The organism is Streptomyces sp. NPDC037421, from assembly GCF_055602105.1.
Genome location: NZ_JBVJWV010000027.1, coordinates 19,032 through 35,445, shown reverse-complemented (window position 1 = coordinate 35,445; position 16,414 = coordinate 19,032). Strand labels below are relative to the sequence as shown.

Annotated in this window: 12 protein-coding genes; 9 read left to right on the top strand and 3 right to left on the bottom strand. The window is 72.7% G+C overall.

Features of this window, described 5'->3' with window-relative positions; all coding sequences use genetic code 11:
- The first annotated feature begins 18 nt into the window (after positions 1 to 18).
- From ACZ7IF_RS29620 to ACZ7IF_RS29600, 5 genes are all read left to right on the top strand, one after another.
- Positions 19 to 1,167: an ABC transporter ATP-binding protein gene (locus ACZ7IF_RS29620; RefSeq protein WP_470977570.1), complete on the top strand. Its 1,149-nt coding sequence runs from the start codon at positions 19 to 21 to the stop codon at positions 1,165 to 1,167.
- The gene (locus ACZ7IF_RS29615; protein ID WP_470977567.1) at positions 1,164 to 2,096 is read left to right on the top strand and encodes an ABC transporter permease; all 933 of its coding nucleotides are present in this window, start codon (positions 1,164 to 1,166) and stop codon (positions 2,094 to 2,096) included. The genes ACZ7IF_RS29620 and ACZ7IF_RS29615 overlap by 4 nt, the downstream gene beginning before the upstream one ends.
- Positions 2,096 to 2,890, top strand: coding sequence for an ABC transporter permease (locus ACZ7IF_RS29610; protein ID WP_405978354.1), 795 nt, complete (start codon positions 2,096 to 2,098; stop codon positions 2,888 to 2,890). The genes ACZ7IF_RS29615 and ACZ7IF_RS29610 overlap by 1 nt, the downstream gene beginning before the upstream one ends.
- Before the next feature lie 22 nt (positions 2,891 to 2,912).
- Complete coding sequence (locus ACZ7IF_RS29605; protein WP_470977564.1) at positions 2,913 to 4,331, top strand: NAD(P)/FAD-dependent oxidoreductase; 1,419 nt, start codon at positions 2,913 to 2,915, stop codon at positions 4,329 to 4,331.
- 147 nt (positions 4,332 to 4,478) lie between these two features.
- Positions 4,479 to 4,955: a hypothetical protein gene (locus tag ACZ7IF_RS29600; RefSeq protein WP_470977562.1), complete on the top strand. Its 477-nt coding sequence runs from the start codon at positions 4,479 to 4,481 to the stop codon at positions 4,953 to 4,955.
- A gap of 62 nt (positions 4,956 to 5,017) precedes the next feature.
- Here ACZ7IF_RS29600 and ACZ7IF_RS29595 read toward each other — a convergent pair whose 3' ends face one another.
- Both ACZ7IF_RS29595 and gabT read right to left on the bottom strand, forming a co-directional pair.
- Complete coding sequence (locus tag ACZ7IF_RS29595) at positions 5,018 to 5,578, bottom strand: phosphatase PAP2 family protein (protein ID WP_470977560.1); 561 nt, start codon at positions 5,576 to 5,578, stop codon at positions 5,018 to 5,020.
- Positions 5,579 to 5,940: 362 nt separating this feature from the next.
- Entirely contained in the window at positions 5,941 to 7,275 is a 1,335-nt protein-coding gene (gabT, locus tag ACZ7IF_RS29590) for a 4-aminobutyrate--2-oxoglutarate transaminase (protein ID WP_470977557.1), read from the bottom strand.
- 239 nt (positions 7,276 to 7,514) lie between these two features.
- On the opposite strand from gabT, the gene ACZ7IF_RS29585 reads away from it, so the two are divergent.
- The 3 genes from ACZ7IF_RS29585 to ACZ7IF_RS29575 all read left to right on the top strand — a co-directional run bounded on the left by ACZ7IF_RS29585 (position 7,515) and on the right by ACZ7IF_RS29575 (position 13,288).
- On the top strand, positions 7,515 to 9,896 hold the full coding sequence (locus tag ACZ7IF_RS29585) for an ATP/GTP-binding protein (RefSeq protein WP_470977554.1): 2,382 nt from the start codon (positions 7,515 to 7,517) through the stop codon (positions 9,894 to 9,896).
- A 112-nt stretch (positions 9,897 to 10,008) separates the two neighbouring features.
- Positions 10,009 to 11,592 (top strand): PucR family transcriptional regulator, encoded by a 1,584-nt coding sequence (locus tag ACZ7IF_RS29580; RefSeq protein ID WP_470977724.1) that lies wholly within the window; start codon positions 10,009 to 10,011, stop codon positions 11,590 to 11,592.
- Positions 11,593 to 11,842: 250 nt separating this feature from the next.
- Entirely contained in the window at positions 11,843 to 13,288 is a 1,446-nt protein-coding gene (locus ACZ7IF_RS29575; protein ID WP_470977551.1) for an aldehyde dehydrogenase family protein, read from the top strand.
- Positions 13,289 to 13,363: 75 nt separating this feature from the next.
- Here ACZ7IF_RS29575 and ACZ7IF_RS29570 read toward each other — a convergent pair whose 3' ends face one another.
- Entirely contained in the window at positions 13,364 to 14,005 is a 642-nt protein-coding gene (locus tag ACZ7IF_RS29570; RefSeq protein WP_470977548.1) for a hypothetical protein, read from the bottom strand.
- Positions 14,006 to 14,230: 225 nt separating this feature from the next.
- On the opposite strand from ACZ7IF_RS29570, the gene ACZ7IF_RS29565 reads away from it, so the two are divergent.
- Positions 14,231 to 16,180 carry an acyl-CoA dehydrogenase family protein gene (locus ACZ7IF_RS29565; protein ID WP_470977545.1) on the top strand — a complete coding sequence of 650 codons (1,950 nt, stop codon included), beginning with the start codon at positions 14,231 to 14,233 and terminating at the stop codon, positions 16,178 to 16,180.
- Positions 16,181 to 16,414: the final 234 nt, after the last annotated feature.

Here is a 16,414-nt window from a genome sequence, read left to right as displayed (position 1 = left end):
CACCGAAGGCCCAGGCCCATGACCGACAAGACCGCGAGCGGCGACGTCCGCCTCGCCGGGATCAGCAAGCACTACGGCTCCTTCACCGCGGTGCACCCGCTGGACCTCACCATCCCCCAGGGCTCCTTCTTCGCCCTGCTCGGCGCCTCGGGCTGCGGGAAGACCACCACCCTGCGCATGATCGCCGGCCTGGAGGAGCCCTCCACCGGCACGGTCGGCCTCGGTGACCGCGAGGTCACCCACCTCCCGCCGTACAAGCGCCCGGTGAACACCGTCTTCCAGAGCTACGCGCTGTTCCCGCACATGGACATCTTCGAGAACATCGCCTTCGGCCTGCGCCGCCGCGGCATCAAGTCGGTCAAGAAGCAGGTCGACGAGATGATCGACCTGGTCCAGCTCGGCGAGCACGCCCGCAAGAAGCCCCACCAGCTCTCCGGCGGCCAGCAGCAGCGCGTGGCCGTAGCCCGCGCCCTCATCAACCACCCCCAGGTACTGCTGCTCGACGAGCCGCTCGGTGCCCTCGACCTCAAGCTGCGCCGCCAGATGCAGCTGGAGCTCAAGCGGATCCAGACCGAGGTCGGCATCACCTTCGTGCACGTCACGCACGACCAGGAGGAGGCCATGACCATGGCCGACACGGTCGCGGTGATGAACGGCGGCCGCGTCGAGCAGCTGGGCGCCCCCGCCGAGCTGTACGAGAACCCGCGCACCACCTTCGTCGCCAACTTCCTCGGCACCTCCAACCTCATCGAGGCCTCCGTCGAGTCCACCGGCTCCGACGTGACCGTCTCGGCCTCCGGAACCACCCTGCGGCTGCCCGCCGCCCGATGTTCGACCACGCCCCGCGCGGGCGGAAAGCTCCTCGTCGGCGTGCGCCCGGAGAAGATCTCCCTGGTCCCGGCGGCCGATGAGCACACCATCGCGGCCGGCCGGAACAAGGTCGCGGGCAAGATCGCCGACTCCTCCTTCATCGGCGTCTCCACGCAGTTCGTCATCGACAGCCGGGTCTGCCCCGAGCTGGAGGTGTACGTCCAGAACATCGAGCGGGACGCCCGCCTCGTCCCCGGCGCCGACGTGGTCCTGCACTGGAACCCCGAGCACACCTTCGGCCTGGACGCCGCACAGGACATCGAGGCCGGCATCGAGACGGTCGAGGAGAGCGCGTGACCGCCACCGCCGCGCCCCCCGGGGCCCCCGCACCCGCCGCCGGGCCACCGGTGCACAAGGCGTCCCTGAAGAAGCGCCTGGTCCCGTACTGGCTGCTGCTCCCCGGCATCCTGTGGCTGCTCGTCTTCTTCGTGCTGCCGATGATCTACCAGGCCTCCACCTCGGTGCAGACCGGCTCGCTCGAAGAGGGCTTCGAGGTCACCTGGCACTTCCAGACCTACTGGGACGCCCTGACCGAGTACCTCCCGCAGTTCCTGCGCTCCCTGCTCTACGCGGGCACCGCGACCGCGCTGTGCCTGCTGCTCGGCTACCCGCTGGCCTACCTGATCGCCTTCAAGGCGGGCCGCTGGCGCAACCTCCTGCTGGTCCTGGTCATCGCCCCCTTCTTCACCAGCTTCCTGATCCGCACGCTGGCCTGGAAGACGATCCTGGCCGACGGCGGACCGGTGGTCGGCGCCCTCAACGCCGTCGGCTTCCTCGACGTCACCAGCTGGCTCGGCATGACCGAGGGGGACCGGGTCCTGGCCACGCCGCTCGCGGTGGTCTGCGGTCTGACGTACAACTTCCTCCCCTTCATGATCCTGCCGCTCTACACCTCGCTGGAGCGCATCGACACCCGCCTCCACGAGGCCGCCGGCGACCTCTACGCCACCCCCGCCACCGTGTTCCGCAAGGTGACCTTCCCGCTCTCGATGCCGGGCGTGGTCTCCGGGACCCTGCTCACCTTCATCCCGGCGAGCGGCGACTACGTCAACGCCGAACTGCTCGGCTCCACCGACACCCGGATGATCGGCAACGTCATCCAGTCGCAGTACCTGCGGATCCTCGACTACCCGACAGCGGCCGCGCTGTCCTTCATCCTCATGGCCATCGTGCTGATCATGGTCACCATCTACATCCGCCGAGCGGGGACGGAGGACCTGGTCTGATGCGTTGGCTCCGCCGCAATCTCGTGGTCATCGCGGGCCTCGCCACGCTCGCGTACATGATCCTGCCGAACGTCGTCGTGACGGTGTTCTCCTTCAACAACCCCACCGGGCGGTTCAACTACGCCTGGCAGGAGTTCTCCCTCGACGCCTGGAAGGACCCCTGCGGGGTCGCCGACATGTGCGGCTCCCTCGCCCTGTCCCTCCAGATCGCCCTGTGGGCCACCATCGGCGCCACGGTCCTCGGCACCGCCATAGCCTTCGCGCTGGTCCGCTACCGGTTCCGGGCGCGCGGCGCGGTGAACTCGCTGATCTTCCTGCCGATGGCCATGCCCGAGATCGTGATGGCGGCCTCGCTGCTCGCCCTCTTCCTCAACATGGGCATCCAGCTGGGCTTCTGGACGATCCTCATCGCCCACGTGATGTTCTGCCTCAGCTTCGTCGTCGCCGCCGTCAAGGCACGCGTCCTGTCCATGGACCCGCGCCTGGAGGAGGCCGCCCGCGACCTCTACGCCGGACCGGTGCAGACCTTCCTCAGGGTCACCCTGCCGATCGCGGCCCCCGGTATCGCGGCGGGCGCGCTGCTGTCCTTCGCGCTCTCCTTCGACGACTTCATCATCACCAACTTCAACTCGGGCAACACCGTCACCTTCCCCATGTTCGTGTGGGGATCGGCCCAGCGCGGTACGCCCGTCCAGATCAACGTCATCGGCACGGCGATGTTCGTCATCGCGGTGCTGGTGGTCCTCGCCGGCCAATGGGCCGGCAACCGCCGCAAGAAGGCACAACCGAAGTAGACCCCGTAGGGAGTTGGAAGCCATGGCCCCAGTCGCCATGCGTAGTGTTGCGAAATCCCTTTCCGAAGCGAAGCCGGTGTCGTACTGGCTGGACGACCCCGGCCGCCCGGCGCCGCAGCCGGCCCTCACCTCCGACGAGCGCTGCGACCTGCTGGTCGTCGGAGGCGGCTACAGCGGCCTGTGGACCGCGCTGATCGCCAAGGAGCGCGACCCCGGCCGGGACGTCGTACTGATCGAGAGCAAGGAGGCGGGCTGGGCCGCCTCCGGCCGCAACGGGGGATTCTGCGCGGCCTCCCTCACCCACGGCCTGGCCAACGGCATGGCCCGCTGGCCCGGCGAGCTGGCCAGGCTGGAGGAGCTGGGCGCCCGCAACCTCGACGCCATCGAGGAGGCCGTCGCCCGCTACGGCATCGACTGCGACTTCGAGCGCACCGGCGAGATCGACGTGGCCACCGAGCCGCACCAGGTCGAGGAGCTGCGGGAACTGCACGAGGAGGCCGTCAAGCTCGGCCTCGGCGACGGCTCCGAATGGCTGGAGGGCGAGGCCCTGCGCGCGGAGGTGAACTCGCCGACCTTCCTCGCGGGCCTGTGGGACCGCGACGGCGTCGCCATGCTCAACCCCGCCAGGCTGGCCTGGGGCCTGAAGCGGGCCTGCCTGGAGCAGGGCGTGCGGATCTACGAGAACACGCGCGGCCTGAAGATGGCGCAGGCCGGCGCGGGGATGACGGTGGAGACCCCCTATGGCACGATCCTCGCCCGCCGGGTCGCCCTGGGCACCAACATCTTCCCGTCGCTGGTCCGCCGGATCCGCCCCTTCACCGTCCCGGTCTACGACTACGCGCTGATGACCGAGCCGCTGGACGAGGAGCAGCTGGCCTCGATCGGCTGGAAGAACCGCCAGGGGCTCGGCGACAGCGCCAACCAGTTCCACTACTTCCGGATCACCAAGGACAACCGGATCCTGTGGGGCGGCTACGACGCGATCTACCCCTACCGGGGCAAGCTCGATTCGGAGTACGACCACCGCCCCGAGACCTACCTCAAGCTCGCCGAGCACTTCTTCACCGCCTTCCCGCAGCTGGAGGGGGTGCGCTTCAGCCACGCCTGGGGCGGGGCCATCGACACCTGCTCCCGCTTCTCCGCCTTCTTCGGCACCGCGCACCGCGGCAGGGTGGCCTACGCCACCGGGTACACCGGGCTCGGCGTGGGCGCCACCCGCTTCGGCGCCGAGGTGATGCTGGACCTGCTCGACGGCCTGTCCACCGAGCGCACCCGGCTGGAGATGGTGAAGTCCAAGCCCATGCCGTTCCCGCCCGAGCCGTTCGCCTGGACCGGGATCGCCCTCACCAAGTGGTCGCTGGCGCGCGCCGACGCCCGGGGCGGCCACCGCAACCTGTGGCTCAAGACCCTGGACCGCCTCGGGCTCGGCTTCGACAGCTGACGCCCGTACGCCCCGGCGCACGCCCGCACTCCGCCCCGCGACCCGCTTCACCTCCATGGAGTAGCGCAACCCGCGTCATGACCCCGCCCGGCCCCGCTCTCTCCCGGTGAGGACCCTCACCGCGACGAGACGAACGGAGGCCGGGCGATGACGCTCCCGGGAGCGAGGACCGCAGTGGAATGGCTGGTCGCGGCGGCGCCGGATCCGGACGCCTGCCGGTGGGAGTGGGAGCGCAGCCCCCTCGGGGTCGCCCTGCTGCCCGCCGGCCGCCACTGGGACGTGCTGATCGTGCCCGGAGAGCTGGGGCAGGCCGCCCTCGGCGTACTGAACCTGCTGCCCGGCCCGCCCGGCCCGGTGCTCGCCGGGTTCGGCGACGCCCGGGTGGGCTTCTTTGTGCCCCCGGGCACGGCCTCCCGCTGGATCGGCACCGGCGTACGGGGAGCAGGGCGCGGAAGCTGGATCGCCGTCCCGTACCCCGGCCGGGCCACGGGCGGTCCGCGCTGGCTCGAACTCCCGGACGGCCGGGGCACCCTCACCGACCCGGCACTGCTGGAGCTCGCACTCCACGAGGCGGCGGCGAGGGCCCTGACGGGGGAGGGGCGAGGGGCCCGGGCGAAGCCCTGACAAAGGGATTGGTCCGGACGGTCCTGGTCGCCGTCGTGCCCGTTCAGCCGGAACTTCGACCCCTACTGCGGCCGCTGACGGCCGCCGGCCACCCGGCGGACCCCCAGCAGCAGCGGTACGCACAACAGGACGCTGGCCAGCACGTCGAGCGGCCAGTGGAAGCCGCGCAGCACCAGGCCCGTGGCCGTCGCCGCCGAGAGCACCAGGGCGGCGGCCATCGGCCAGGGGCGGCGGGTGTACGGGGCGAGCAGCAGGGCCGCGCCCACGTACGCCGTCAGGGCCGTCGCCGTATGGCCCGAGGGGTAGTAGCCGGCCGCCCAGGGCTCCAGCGGGCCCGGGCGGGCGGTCCAGGCCTTGAGGGGGACGATCAGCGCCGGCACCAGGGCCATCGCCAGCCCGGCCGCGAGCGCCGCGAGGCGCCGCCCGCGCCAGGCGGCGTACGCCATGGCCAGCGCGAGGACGGGTACGGCGACCGGGACGTTGCCCAGGTCCGCGAGGCGCTCGGTGACGGCGTCGGGCACGGTGCGCACGAGGGCGCGGCTGAGGGCGTGGTCCGGGACCAGGAGCGGCCCCGACACCAGGACCTGCCAGGTGATCAGGGCGAAGAGGACGGGGCACAGCACCGTCGGGAGGATGGCCGGCCGTCCCGGAACAGGGGGGATGGTTCCGGGGCGGCCGCCCGGATCGGGTTGCCGTGCGCCCCGGGGGGTTTGGGGCGGACGGCCGTCCGATCTGAGAGGAGTGTGCGCGAACGCATGACCAGTACGGCGCTGGGGAAGCCCGGTACCGGTGTCGCCCCCGGTCGCCCGGGAACGGTCTGTCTCACTCATCTGCAGAAACCGTACGCCAGCGGAAGGGGGACCGACAGCGGGAACGCGCTCCCGCCATCGGCCCCCCACAGCTTCTTCACAGCGCCCGACCGTTACCGGTGGTAGAGGGCGGGCGCCGCGTGCAAGCGTTCCAGTCCTTCGAACTGGACGTTCGGTCAGATGCCCGCGAACGCGGCCTCGATGACGTCCAGACCCTCGTTCAGCAGGTCCTCGCCGATGACGATCGGCGGGAGGAAGCGGAGCACGTTGCCGTAGGTGCCGCAGGTGAGGACGATGACGCCCTCGGCGTGGCAGGCCTTGGCCAGCGCGCCGGCCGCCTCCGGGTTCGGGGTCTTGGACTCCGGGTCCTTGACGAGCTCGATGGCGATCATCGCACCGCGGCCGCGGATGTCGCCGATGATCTCGTACTTCTCCTGCATCGCGGACAGGCGCGACTTCATGATGGACTCGATCTTCTTCGCCTTGGCGTTGAGGTCGAGCTCCTTCATCGTCTCGATGGAGCCCAGCGCACCGGCGCAGGCCACCGGGTTGCCGCCGTAGGTGCCGCCCAGGCCGCCCGCGTGCGGGGCGTCCATGATCTCGGCGCGGCCGGTCACGGCGGCCAGAGGCAGACCGCCGGCGATGCCCTTGGCGGTGGTGATCAGGTCCGGGACGATGCCCTCGTCCTCACACGCGAACCACTGGCCGGTGCGGCAGAAGCCGGACTGGATCTCGTCCGCGACGAAGACGATGCCGTTGTCGTTGGCGAACTTCACGATCGCCGGCAGGAAGCCCTTGGCCGGCTCGATGAAGCCGCCCTCGCCGAGGACCGGCTCGATGATGATCGCGGCGACGTTCTCGGCGCCGATCTGCTTGGTGATCTGGTCGATCGCCTGGGCGGCGGCCTCGGGGCCGCAGTTCTCGGCACCGGTGGGCCAGCGGTAGCCGTAGGCGACCGGGACGCGGTAGACCTCGGGGGCGAACGGACCGAAGCCCTGCTTGTACGGCATGTTCTTCGCCGTCAGAGCCATCGTGAGGTTCGTACGGCCGTGGTAGCCGTGGTCGAAGACGACGACGGCCTGGCGCTTGGTGTACGCACGGGCGATCTTGACGGCGTTCTCGACGGCCTCGGCACCGGAGTTGAACAGGGCCGACTTCTTGGCGTGGTCACCCGGGGTCAGCTCGGCCAGCGCCTCGCAGACCTCGACGTAGCCCTCGTACGGCGTGACCATGAAGCAGGTGTGGGTGAAGTCGGCGAGCTGCGCGGTGGCACGGCGCACGACGGCCTCGGCGGAGCCGCCGACCGAGGTCACGGCGATGCCGGAGCCGAAGTCGATCATGCGGTTGCCGTCGACGTCCTCGAGGATGCCGCCGTCCAGGCGCTGCGTGAAGACGGGGAGCACGGAGCCCACGCCGCCGGCCACCGTGTCCAGGCGGCGGGCCTGCAGCTCCTGCGACTTGGGGCCGGGGATCGCGGTGACGAGCTTGCGCTCCTGCGGGAGAGCAGTCATGGAAGGCTCCTGGGGGGTGTTTTCGGACGCACTTGTGTCTTTGTCCGCAGGCTAGGCCCGGGGGAGGGGGTAAGGCATGCTCCGTTCGGGAGTGGTGCCCGCGTGTCCTTGTCCGTGACGGCCATAGGAAGCAACCGGCGCGTGTCCCGTGGATCACCGCGGGGTGCGGGGCGGAGGGCCTGACCGGGCACTAGATTGAGCGCCGCGGCGCGTTGGAACGGGCAGGGGGCAGGGGTTTCATGAACACCGAGGGCACGCACGACGGACAGTCGACCCGAGGGGGTCACGTCCCCCGGCCGGCGGGCCCGCCGCCACCCCTCGGGACCCCGCCGAAGCCACAGCACGCGCCGGCGGTCGGGGCCCCCTTCACGGACTGGCTGCGCACCCCGCGGCCGCAGGCCGAACCGGGCACCTGGCGCTTCGGGCACGTGCCGCGTGCCGAGAAGGAGCCCGAGCAGGGATCTGACCGGTCCCTGATCCGCGGCGCCGCCCTCTCCGCCATCGCCTGCGTGCTCGTCTGGTCGCTGATGCGCAACGGCTACATCCCGTACTGGACCATGCCGCTGAAGCTCTTCGCCCCGGACGAATGGTGGGCTCCACTCACCGGTGAACCCGTCAAGGGGACCGGCGGCGAGGTGGCCCAGCCGCTTTACGAGCTCCTCTTCGACGCCGCCCTGCTCTACGGATTCGGGCGCCTGGGCGCCTGGGCGACGGCGTGGCGGCGTGTGGTCGTCGCGCGCGGCCGGATGGTCCAGGCTGGTGTGGCTGCCGGCGCCTGCCTGATCATGCTCTGGCTGGTGGCGCAGCTGTCCCTGCCGCTCAGGCTCGTGGTGTATCCGTTCCTGCCCCTCGTCCCCGGCGACGTGAACGGCAACGAGTCCACCATGGCCCAGGCTGACACGGTCATCACCGTACTGATCGTGCTCGCCTTCCTGTGGCCCGCGCTGCACCGACCTGCCGCCACCGCCACACCGACACCCCGGGGCTCCCGGTCCACCGAACAGCGCCCCGTCGAGCCAAGCTCGCCCGCCGACCCCGCCCGCTGGCCCGAGCTGCGGGACGCCGGGCTCGGGGAGGTGGCCGAGCGGCTCGCGGGGGAGGCTGGGGGCGGGCGGATGAACGATGTGGACTTCGCGCGGATCCGGCGGGCCTGGGAGTCCGTGCGGGCCGACCCGACCCGGCTGCGCGCCTTCGACACCGCCGTACGGGACAAGGGCGCCGCCGCCTGCGTCCACCCCTCCGGCGACCGCGACCTGCCGGTCCGCGCCGCCCGCCACGACCTGCTCACCCGGCAGGTGCTGCTCGGCACCGTCGAGGACGGGGAGCGCAACCCCTACGCCCGCCGCGGCACCGGGCTCGCCCTCGACCCCGGCGTGCTCGGGACCTCCCTGCTGGCCGTCGGCCCCTCCGGCACCGGCAAGACGGCCCGCCTCGTGCGGCCCGTCGTCGAATCGCTCGCGCTCCAGGCGCTGGCCGGGCAGGCCGCCGTCGTCGCCGTCGGCGCGGCCGGCTCCCAGCTCGGCCCCGACAGCGCCTACGACATCGTCGTGCGCGTCGGCGACCCCGCCTCCGTCCACGACCTCGACCTCTACGGCGGCACCGCCGACCCCGACGAGGCCGCCGGCCTCCTCGCCGAGGCCTTCGTCGGAGACGTCCCCGGCATCGACGTACGCCGGGCCGCGACCACCCTCGCCCAGCTGATCGGCCCCTTCCGCGAGGCGTACGGCCGCTTCCCCGCCGTACCCGAGCTGCGCGAGCTCCTCGACGGGGTGCCCTCCGCCCTCACCTCGCTCCGCCAGGCACTGGAGGGCACCGGGCGGCAGGCCATGCTCCGCGAGCTCGACGCGCGCCTGCGCCAGCAGGGGGCCCCCGGCGACCCCGGCCCGGCCCTCGCCGACCGCGCCGCCCTGCTCGACCGGCCGGCGTTCAGCGGCTTCTTCGACGTCGGGGCGGTCGTCGGCGGCTCCGAACGGCGCGGGCGCCCCTTCTCGCTGCGCGCCCTCGAACACCCCGTCCGGGTCCGCGTCGACCTCCCCGAGCGTGCGCACGCCGACGCCTCCCGGATGCTGGCCCGGCTGCTCCTCGCCCAGTTCAACGCCGCCGCCGCGGCCCGCGCCGACCGCTCGCTGTTCGCCTTCCTCGCCCTCGACGACGCCTCGCACGCCCTCACCCCGGAGACCGTCCGGGGCGTGCAGCGGCTGCGCTCGGCCAACGCCGGCGTGCTGCTGACCCTGCGCACCCTGGACGACGTACCGGAGCCCCTGCGCACGCCGCTGCTGGGCGCGGTCGGCTGCCGGATGGCCTTCTCGGGGGTCACCACCTGGGACGGGCAGCGCTTCGCCGAGGCCTGGGGCACCGAGTGGGTCGAGACCCGGGACGTCACCCACCGGACGGTCTTCGCCGACCAGCCGCTCACCCGGGCCATCCACGCCTTCCGCAAGCTGGTCACCGGCAAGGCCGTGACCACCGACGCCGTCACCGTGCGCCAGGTCGAGCGCGAGCGCTGGTCCGCCTCCGAGCTGGCGCACGCCGTGCCGCCCGGCTGCGCGGTGCTGTCGCTGACCTCCGTCCGGGGGGAACGCGCCGCTCCGCTGCTGTTGCGGCTGTCGGGAACCGGCTGAGGACCGGCTGAGAGGACCCGTACGGGGTGGCAGAATCGAAAGGGGCCGTTCATACGACATGGCGAAAACCCGTGCCGAGCCCCCCTCTCCCGCCCTCCCCGTCTGGAAACCGATGCCGCTCACCCTCGCCTCGCTCGTCCAGCACTCGGCGCTGAAGCTCACCGTCCGGGCCGGGGAGGACCGCCTCGACACCCCCGTGCGCTGGGCCCACGTCAGCGAGCTCGCCGACCCCGTGCCGTACATGGAGGGCGGCGAGCTGCTGCTCGTCACCGCGATGAAGCTGGACGCGGACGACCCCGACGAGATGCGCCGCTACGTACGGCGGCTGGCCGCCGCCGGGGTCGTCGGCATCGGCTTCGCCGTCGGGGTCAACTACGAGGCCATCCCCGAAGCGCTGCTCCAGGCCGCCCGCGAGGAGGGCCTGCCGCTGCTGGAGGTGCCCCGGCGGACCCCGTTCCTCGCCATCAGCAAGGCCGTCTCCGCCGCCCTGGCCGCCGACCAGTACCGGGCCGTGACCGCCGGCTTCGAGGCGCAGCGGGAGCTGACCCGGGCCGCGCTCTCCGCCGACGGTCCGGCCGACCTGCTGGCGAAGCTGGCGGCCCACGTGCACGGCTGGGCCGCGCTGTACGACACCTCCGGCGCCGTCGTCGCCGCCGCCCCCGACTGGGCGGCGCGCCGGGCCGCCCGGCTCACCCCCGACGTGGAGCGGCTGCGGGAGCGGCCCGCGCCGGCGAGCGCGGTGGTGGGCGGCGCCGCGGACCGGGTCGAACTCCAGTCCCTCGGCACCGGGCGGCGGGCCCGGGGCGCCCTCGCGGTCGGGACGGCGGCCCCGCTGGGCACCGCCGAGCGGTACGCGGTGCACTCGGCCGTCGCGCTGCTGACCCTGACCACCGAGCGCTCCCGGTCGCTGCACGACGCGGAGTCCCGGCTGGGCGCGGCCGTGCTGCGGATGCTGCTGGAGGGCGAGCCGGAGCACGCCCGGGCCGTGGCCGGGGACCTGTACGGGGCGCTGCTGGAGGCGCCGTTCCGGATCATCGTCGCCGAGCCGGCGCTGCCGGGCACGGCCCAGCCGGAGGGGCTGGCGCTGCTGGCCGACGCGGTGGAGTCGGCGGCGGCGCGGACCGGGGAGACGCTGCTGGTGGTCCCGGAGCCGGGCCGGCTGGTGGTGCTGGCCGCCGACGGGGGCGCGGCGGTGCAGGCGTGCGCGGACCACGCGGAGGCCCTGGAGTCCCGGCGCGGCCGGGAGGCCGCCGGGCCGGAGCCCGACGAACTGGTGGTCGGCCTGTCGGCGGCGGCCGGCCCGGCGGGGGTGGCGGCGGCCTTCAAGCAGGCCGACCAGGCCCTCGCCGTGGCCCGGCGGCGGGGCCGGGCACTGGTCGAGCACGAGGACCTCGCGGCGGGCTCGGTCCTGCCGCTGCTCGCCGACGACGCCGTACGGGCCTTCGCGGACGGAACCCTGCGGGCCCTGCGCGAGCACGACGCGACCGGCCGCGGCGACCTGGTGGCCTCCCTCCAGGCGTGGCTCTCCCGCCACGGCCAGTGGGACGCCGCCGCCGCCGACCTCGGCGTACACCGCCACACGCTGCGCTACCGCATGAAGCGCGTCGAGGAGATCCTCGGCCGCTCCCTGGACGACCCGGACGTCCGCATGGAGCTGTGGCTGGCCCTGAAGGCGAGCCCGGTCGCCGATTCCTGACGCGGCCCCCCCACCGCTCGGCCCCGGGCGGCCTTCCGGGCCCGCCGGACGGAGTCCGGCGCAGCGGCGCGAAGCCGGGGAGGCCGGCCACGGCCGGGCAGCGCGAGCGGCGCGTCGAAAAGGGAACAGTGACAAAGCGGCGCAGGCCCGCGTGGAGGTTCTCCAACGCGGCTAAACGCCGAAAGCCCGGCGGAGACCTACCGTGGTGGAGACAACGACCCACCGCACACTCCGAAGGGCCGGGATTCGCATGACTTCCACCCACGCCTTCTGGCTCGCCGGCCGCCAGGCCACCGGCGAGGACAGCTTCGACGTCCACAACCCGTGGGACGGCCGGCTGGTCGGCACCGTCAGCGTGCCCACCGACGCCCAGGTCGAAGAGGCCGTGGCCGCGGCGTACGCCGTGACGGCGGAGTTCTCCGCGACCCCCGCCCACGTGCGTGCCGCCGCCCTGGACCACGTGTCCAAGCGGCTCGCCGAGCGCACCGAGGAGATCGCCCAGCTGATCTCCGCGGAGAACGGCAAGCCCGTCAAGTGGGCCCGCGGTGAGGTCGGCCGTGCGGTGTCCGTGTTCCGCTTCGCCGCGGAAGAGGCCCGCCGCTTCAACGGCGGAGAGGCCCAGCGCCTGGACACCGACGCCGGCGGCGTCGGCCGCCTGGCCCTGACCCGCCGCTTCGTCAAGGGCCCGGTCCTCGGCATCGCGCCGTTCAACTTCCCGCTGAACCTGTGCGCCCACAAGGTGGCCCCGGCCATCGCCGTCGGCGCGCCGATCATCCTGAAGCCGGCCCCGGCCACCCCGCTCTCCGGCCTGATCCTGGGCGAGCTGCTCGCCGAGACCGACCTGCCGGCCGGCTCCTGGTCCGTGCTGCCCGTCGCCAACGACAAGATGCCGGCCCTGGTCAAGGACGACCGCCTCCCGGTCATCTCCTTCACCGGCTCCGACACCGTCGGCTACGCCATCCAGCAGTCGGTGCCCCACAAGCACTGCACCCTGGAGCTCGGCGGCAACGCCGCGGCCGTGGTCCTCGCCGACTGGTCCTCCGACGCCGACCTCGACTGGGCCGCGACCCGTATCGCGACCTTCTCGAACTACCAGGCCGGCCAGTCCTGCATCTCCGTGCAGCGCGTGATCGCCGACGCCTCCGTGTACGACCGCCTCCTCGAGAAGGTCGTCGCGAAGGTCCAGGCCCAGGTCACCGGCGACCCGTCCGACGACGCCACCGACGTCGGCCCGCTGGTCTCCGAGGACGCCGCCAAGCGCGTCGAGTCCTGGGTGGACGAGGCCGTCTCCGCCGGTGCCAAGCTGCTCACGGGCGGCAAGCGCGACGGCGCCACGGTCGAGCCGACCGTCCTCGCGGACGTCCCGGCCGGCGTGAAGCTCGCCACCGAGGAGGTCTTCGGCCCGGTCCTGACACTGACGAAGGTCGAGAACACCGACGAGGCCTTCGCCGCCGTCAACGACTCGAAGTTCGGCCTGCAGACCGGCGTCTTCACCCGCGACGTCCAGGTCGCCTTCCGCGCCCACCGCGAGCTGGAGGTCGGCGGTGTGATCATCGGCGACGCGCCGTCCTACCGCGCCGACCAGATGCCGTACGGCGGCGTCAAGCAGTCCGGCGTGGGCCGCGAGGGCGTCCGCTACGCGATGGACGACTACACGTACGAGCGCGTCCTGGTCCTCACGGGCCTCGACATCTGACCGACTCGTACGGTCACAGACCGACGGCCGGAGCCTACTGTGCGGGGGCTCCGGCCGTCCCCCTTTTGTGCCCCGTCAGCCCGTGCAGCCCACGACGGCGGGGACGCTGCCGGTGCAGTGGTGACCGTGGTGTTCGACAGGGTCGCGGTGCCGAAGGTGGCCAGGCCCCCGGCGTTGTTGGTGGAGTTGTTGAAACTCACCGTGCTGTTGCGGAGGGTCAGGGTGCCGCTGCTCCTGATGCCTCCGCCGACGCCGGAGATCAGCGACTGGTTCCTGGTGACCTCCACCGAGTTCAGGGTCAGCTCCCCGCCCGCGTTCCGGATGCCCCGCCGCCCGCGCCGCCGGACGCCGACCGGCCGTCACGCTGGTGAGGTTGTTCAGGGTGAGGTCCGCGTTCGGGCCGTTGAGCGCGAAGATCCGGAAGTTCACCGTCGTCGAGGCGCGCCGGATGGTGCTCCGGTTGCCGAGGACGTTGATCTCGCTGGTGACGACCGGCAGGCCGTTCCCGGGCTTGTCCTCCACGGTGAGGTTGTAGGTGCAGCCGAAGGCCGGGAAGAGCGTGATGGGCCCGGGAGCCGCGTTCGCCTGGGCGATGGCGTTCCTGAGCGCCGTCGCGCTGCCCGGTACGAACTGCTGGGCGTGGGCGGTGGTGGGCACGGCGACGACGGTCACGGCCGCGGCGGCCGCGGTGCCGATGAGGGCTCTGAGCTTGCGCATGCGCGGCAACGTACGAACCCCGCGGAGCGGCCGGGCCGGGACACGCGAGGGCCCCGGCAGGTCGCGGCGTACGCGCCGACGGTGTGGGCCGCCCGGGGGCCGACGCCGTGCGGGCGGGGGAGTCCCCCTTTTGCAGGCGCTCGTATTTTCCCGGGCGCCCGGAGCGGGTACGACTGACAGGTAGCACCGATCGGTAGGTCCCCGATGCGGCGAGGTGAGTCCCGGATGTCGGCAACACGGCCCGTACAGCCCAAGGTGACCGAGCGCGAGGCGCGGCAGGTCGCGGAAGCGGCCCGCGAGCAGGACTGGCGCAAACCCAGCTTCGCCAAGGAGCTCTTCCTCGGCCGCTTCCGGCTCGACCTGATCCACCCCCACCCGACCCCCGCCGACGAGGACGTCCGGCGCGGCGAGGCCTTCCTGGCCCGGCTGCGGGACTTCTGCGAGAGCGAGATCGACGGGCAGCGCATCGAGCGCGAGGCGCGCATCCCCGACGAGACGGTGCGCGGGCTCAAGGAGCTCGGCGCCCTCGGCATGAAGATCGGCACCGAGTACGGGGGCCTCGGCCTCACCCAGGTCTACTACAACAAGGCGCTCGCCCTCGTCGGCTCCGTCAGCCCGGCCATCGGCGCCCTGCTCTCCGCCCACCAGTCGATCGGCGTGCCGCAGCCGCTGAAGATGTTCGGCACGAAGGAGCAGAAGGACGCCTACCTGCCGCGCTGCGCCACCACCGCGATCAGCGCCTTCCTGCTCACCGAGCCGGACGTGGGCTCCGACCCGGCGCGGCTGGCCACCACCGCCGTGCCCGACCCCGAGGACGACGACACGTACGTCCTCGACGGGGTGAAGCTCTGGACCACCAACGGGGTGGTGGCAGACCTGCTCGTGGTCATGGCCCGGGTCCCCCGGAGCGAGAACCACCGTGGCGGGATCACCGCCTTCGTCGTCGAGGCCGACTCGCCCGGCATCACCGTCGAGCACCGCAACGCCTTCATGGGCCTGCGCGGCCTGGAGAACGGCGTCACCCGCTTCCACCGGGTACGGGTGCCCGCCGCCCAGCGGATCGGCGCCGAGGGAGCCGGGCTCAAGATCGCGCTGACCACCCTGAACACCGGGCGGCTGTCCCTGCCCGCCATGTGCGTCGGCGCCGGCAAGTGGTGCCTGAAGATCGCCCGGGAGTGGTCCGGGGTGCGCGAGCAGTGGGGCCGCCCCGTCGCCCGGCACGAGGCCGTCGGCGCCAAGATCTCCTTCATCGCCGCCACCACCTTCGCCCTGGAGGCCGTGGTGGACCTCGCCTCCCAGATGGCCGACGAGGACCGCAACGACATCCGCATCGAGGCCGCCCTCGCCAAGCTCTACGGCTCCGAGATGGCCTGCCTGATGGCCGACGAACTGGTCCAGATCCGCGGCGGACGCGGCTTCGAGACCGCCGAGTCCCTCGCCGCCCGCGGCGAACGCGCCGTCCCCGCCGAGCAGCTGCTGCGCGACCTGCGCATCAACCGGATCTTCGAGGGCTCCACCGAGATCATGCACCTGCTGATCGCCCGCGAGGCCGTCGACGCCCACCTCTCCGTCGCCGGCGACCTCATCGACCCCGAGAAGGCCCTCGGCGACAAGGCCAGGGCAGGAGCCCGCGCGGCCGGCTTCTACGCCCGCTGGCTCCCCAAGCTCGCCACCGGCCCCGGCCAGGTCCCCGGCACCTACCGGGAATTCCACCCGGCCGGCCACCCCGACCTCGCCACCCACCTGCGCTACGTCGAGCGCGGTGCCCGCAAACTCGCCCGCTCGACCTTCTACGCCATGTCCCGCTGGCAGGGCCGCATGGAGACCAAGCAGGGCTTCCTCGGCCGGATCGTCGACATCGGCGCCGAGCTCTTCGCGATGAGCGCGGCCTGCGTGCGCGCCGAGCACCTGCGCGAGAGCGGCGACCACGGCCGCGAGGCCTACCAGCTCGCCGACGCCTTCTGCCGGCAGTCCCGGCTGCGCGTCGAGGAGCTCTTCGGCCGCCTGTGGGCCAACACCGACGACCTCGACCGCAAGGTCGTCGAAGGGGTCCTCGGCGGCACCTACACCTGGCTGGAGGAAGGCGTCATCGATCCCTCCGGGGACGGCCCGTGGATCGCGGACGCCGCCCCCGGCCCCTCCACCCGCAAAAACGTTCACCGTCCCCTGCGCTGACCTGCCATCATCGGCAGCAGATCGGACGGATGTACGAGTACGGGCGTACGGGCACGAGCACCGGTACCGGCACGAGCGCGAGGCGGGCGAGGACGATGGCGACGGCCGAGGAGGACCGGACCTGCCGGCGGCTGGCCTGGGGGGGGGGGGGGGGGGGGGGGGGGGGGGGGGGGGGGGGGGGGGGGGGGGGGGGGGGAGGGAGGGGGGGGGGGGAGCGACGAACCACACAGGGAC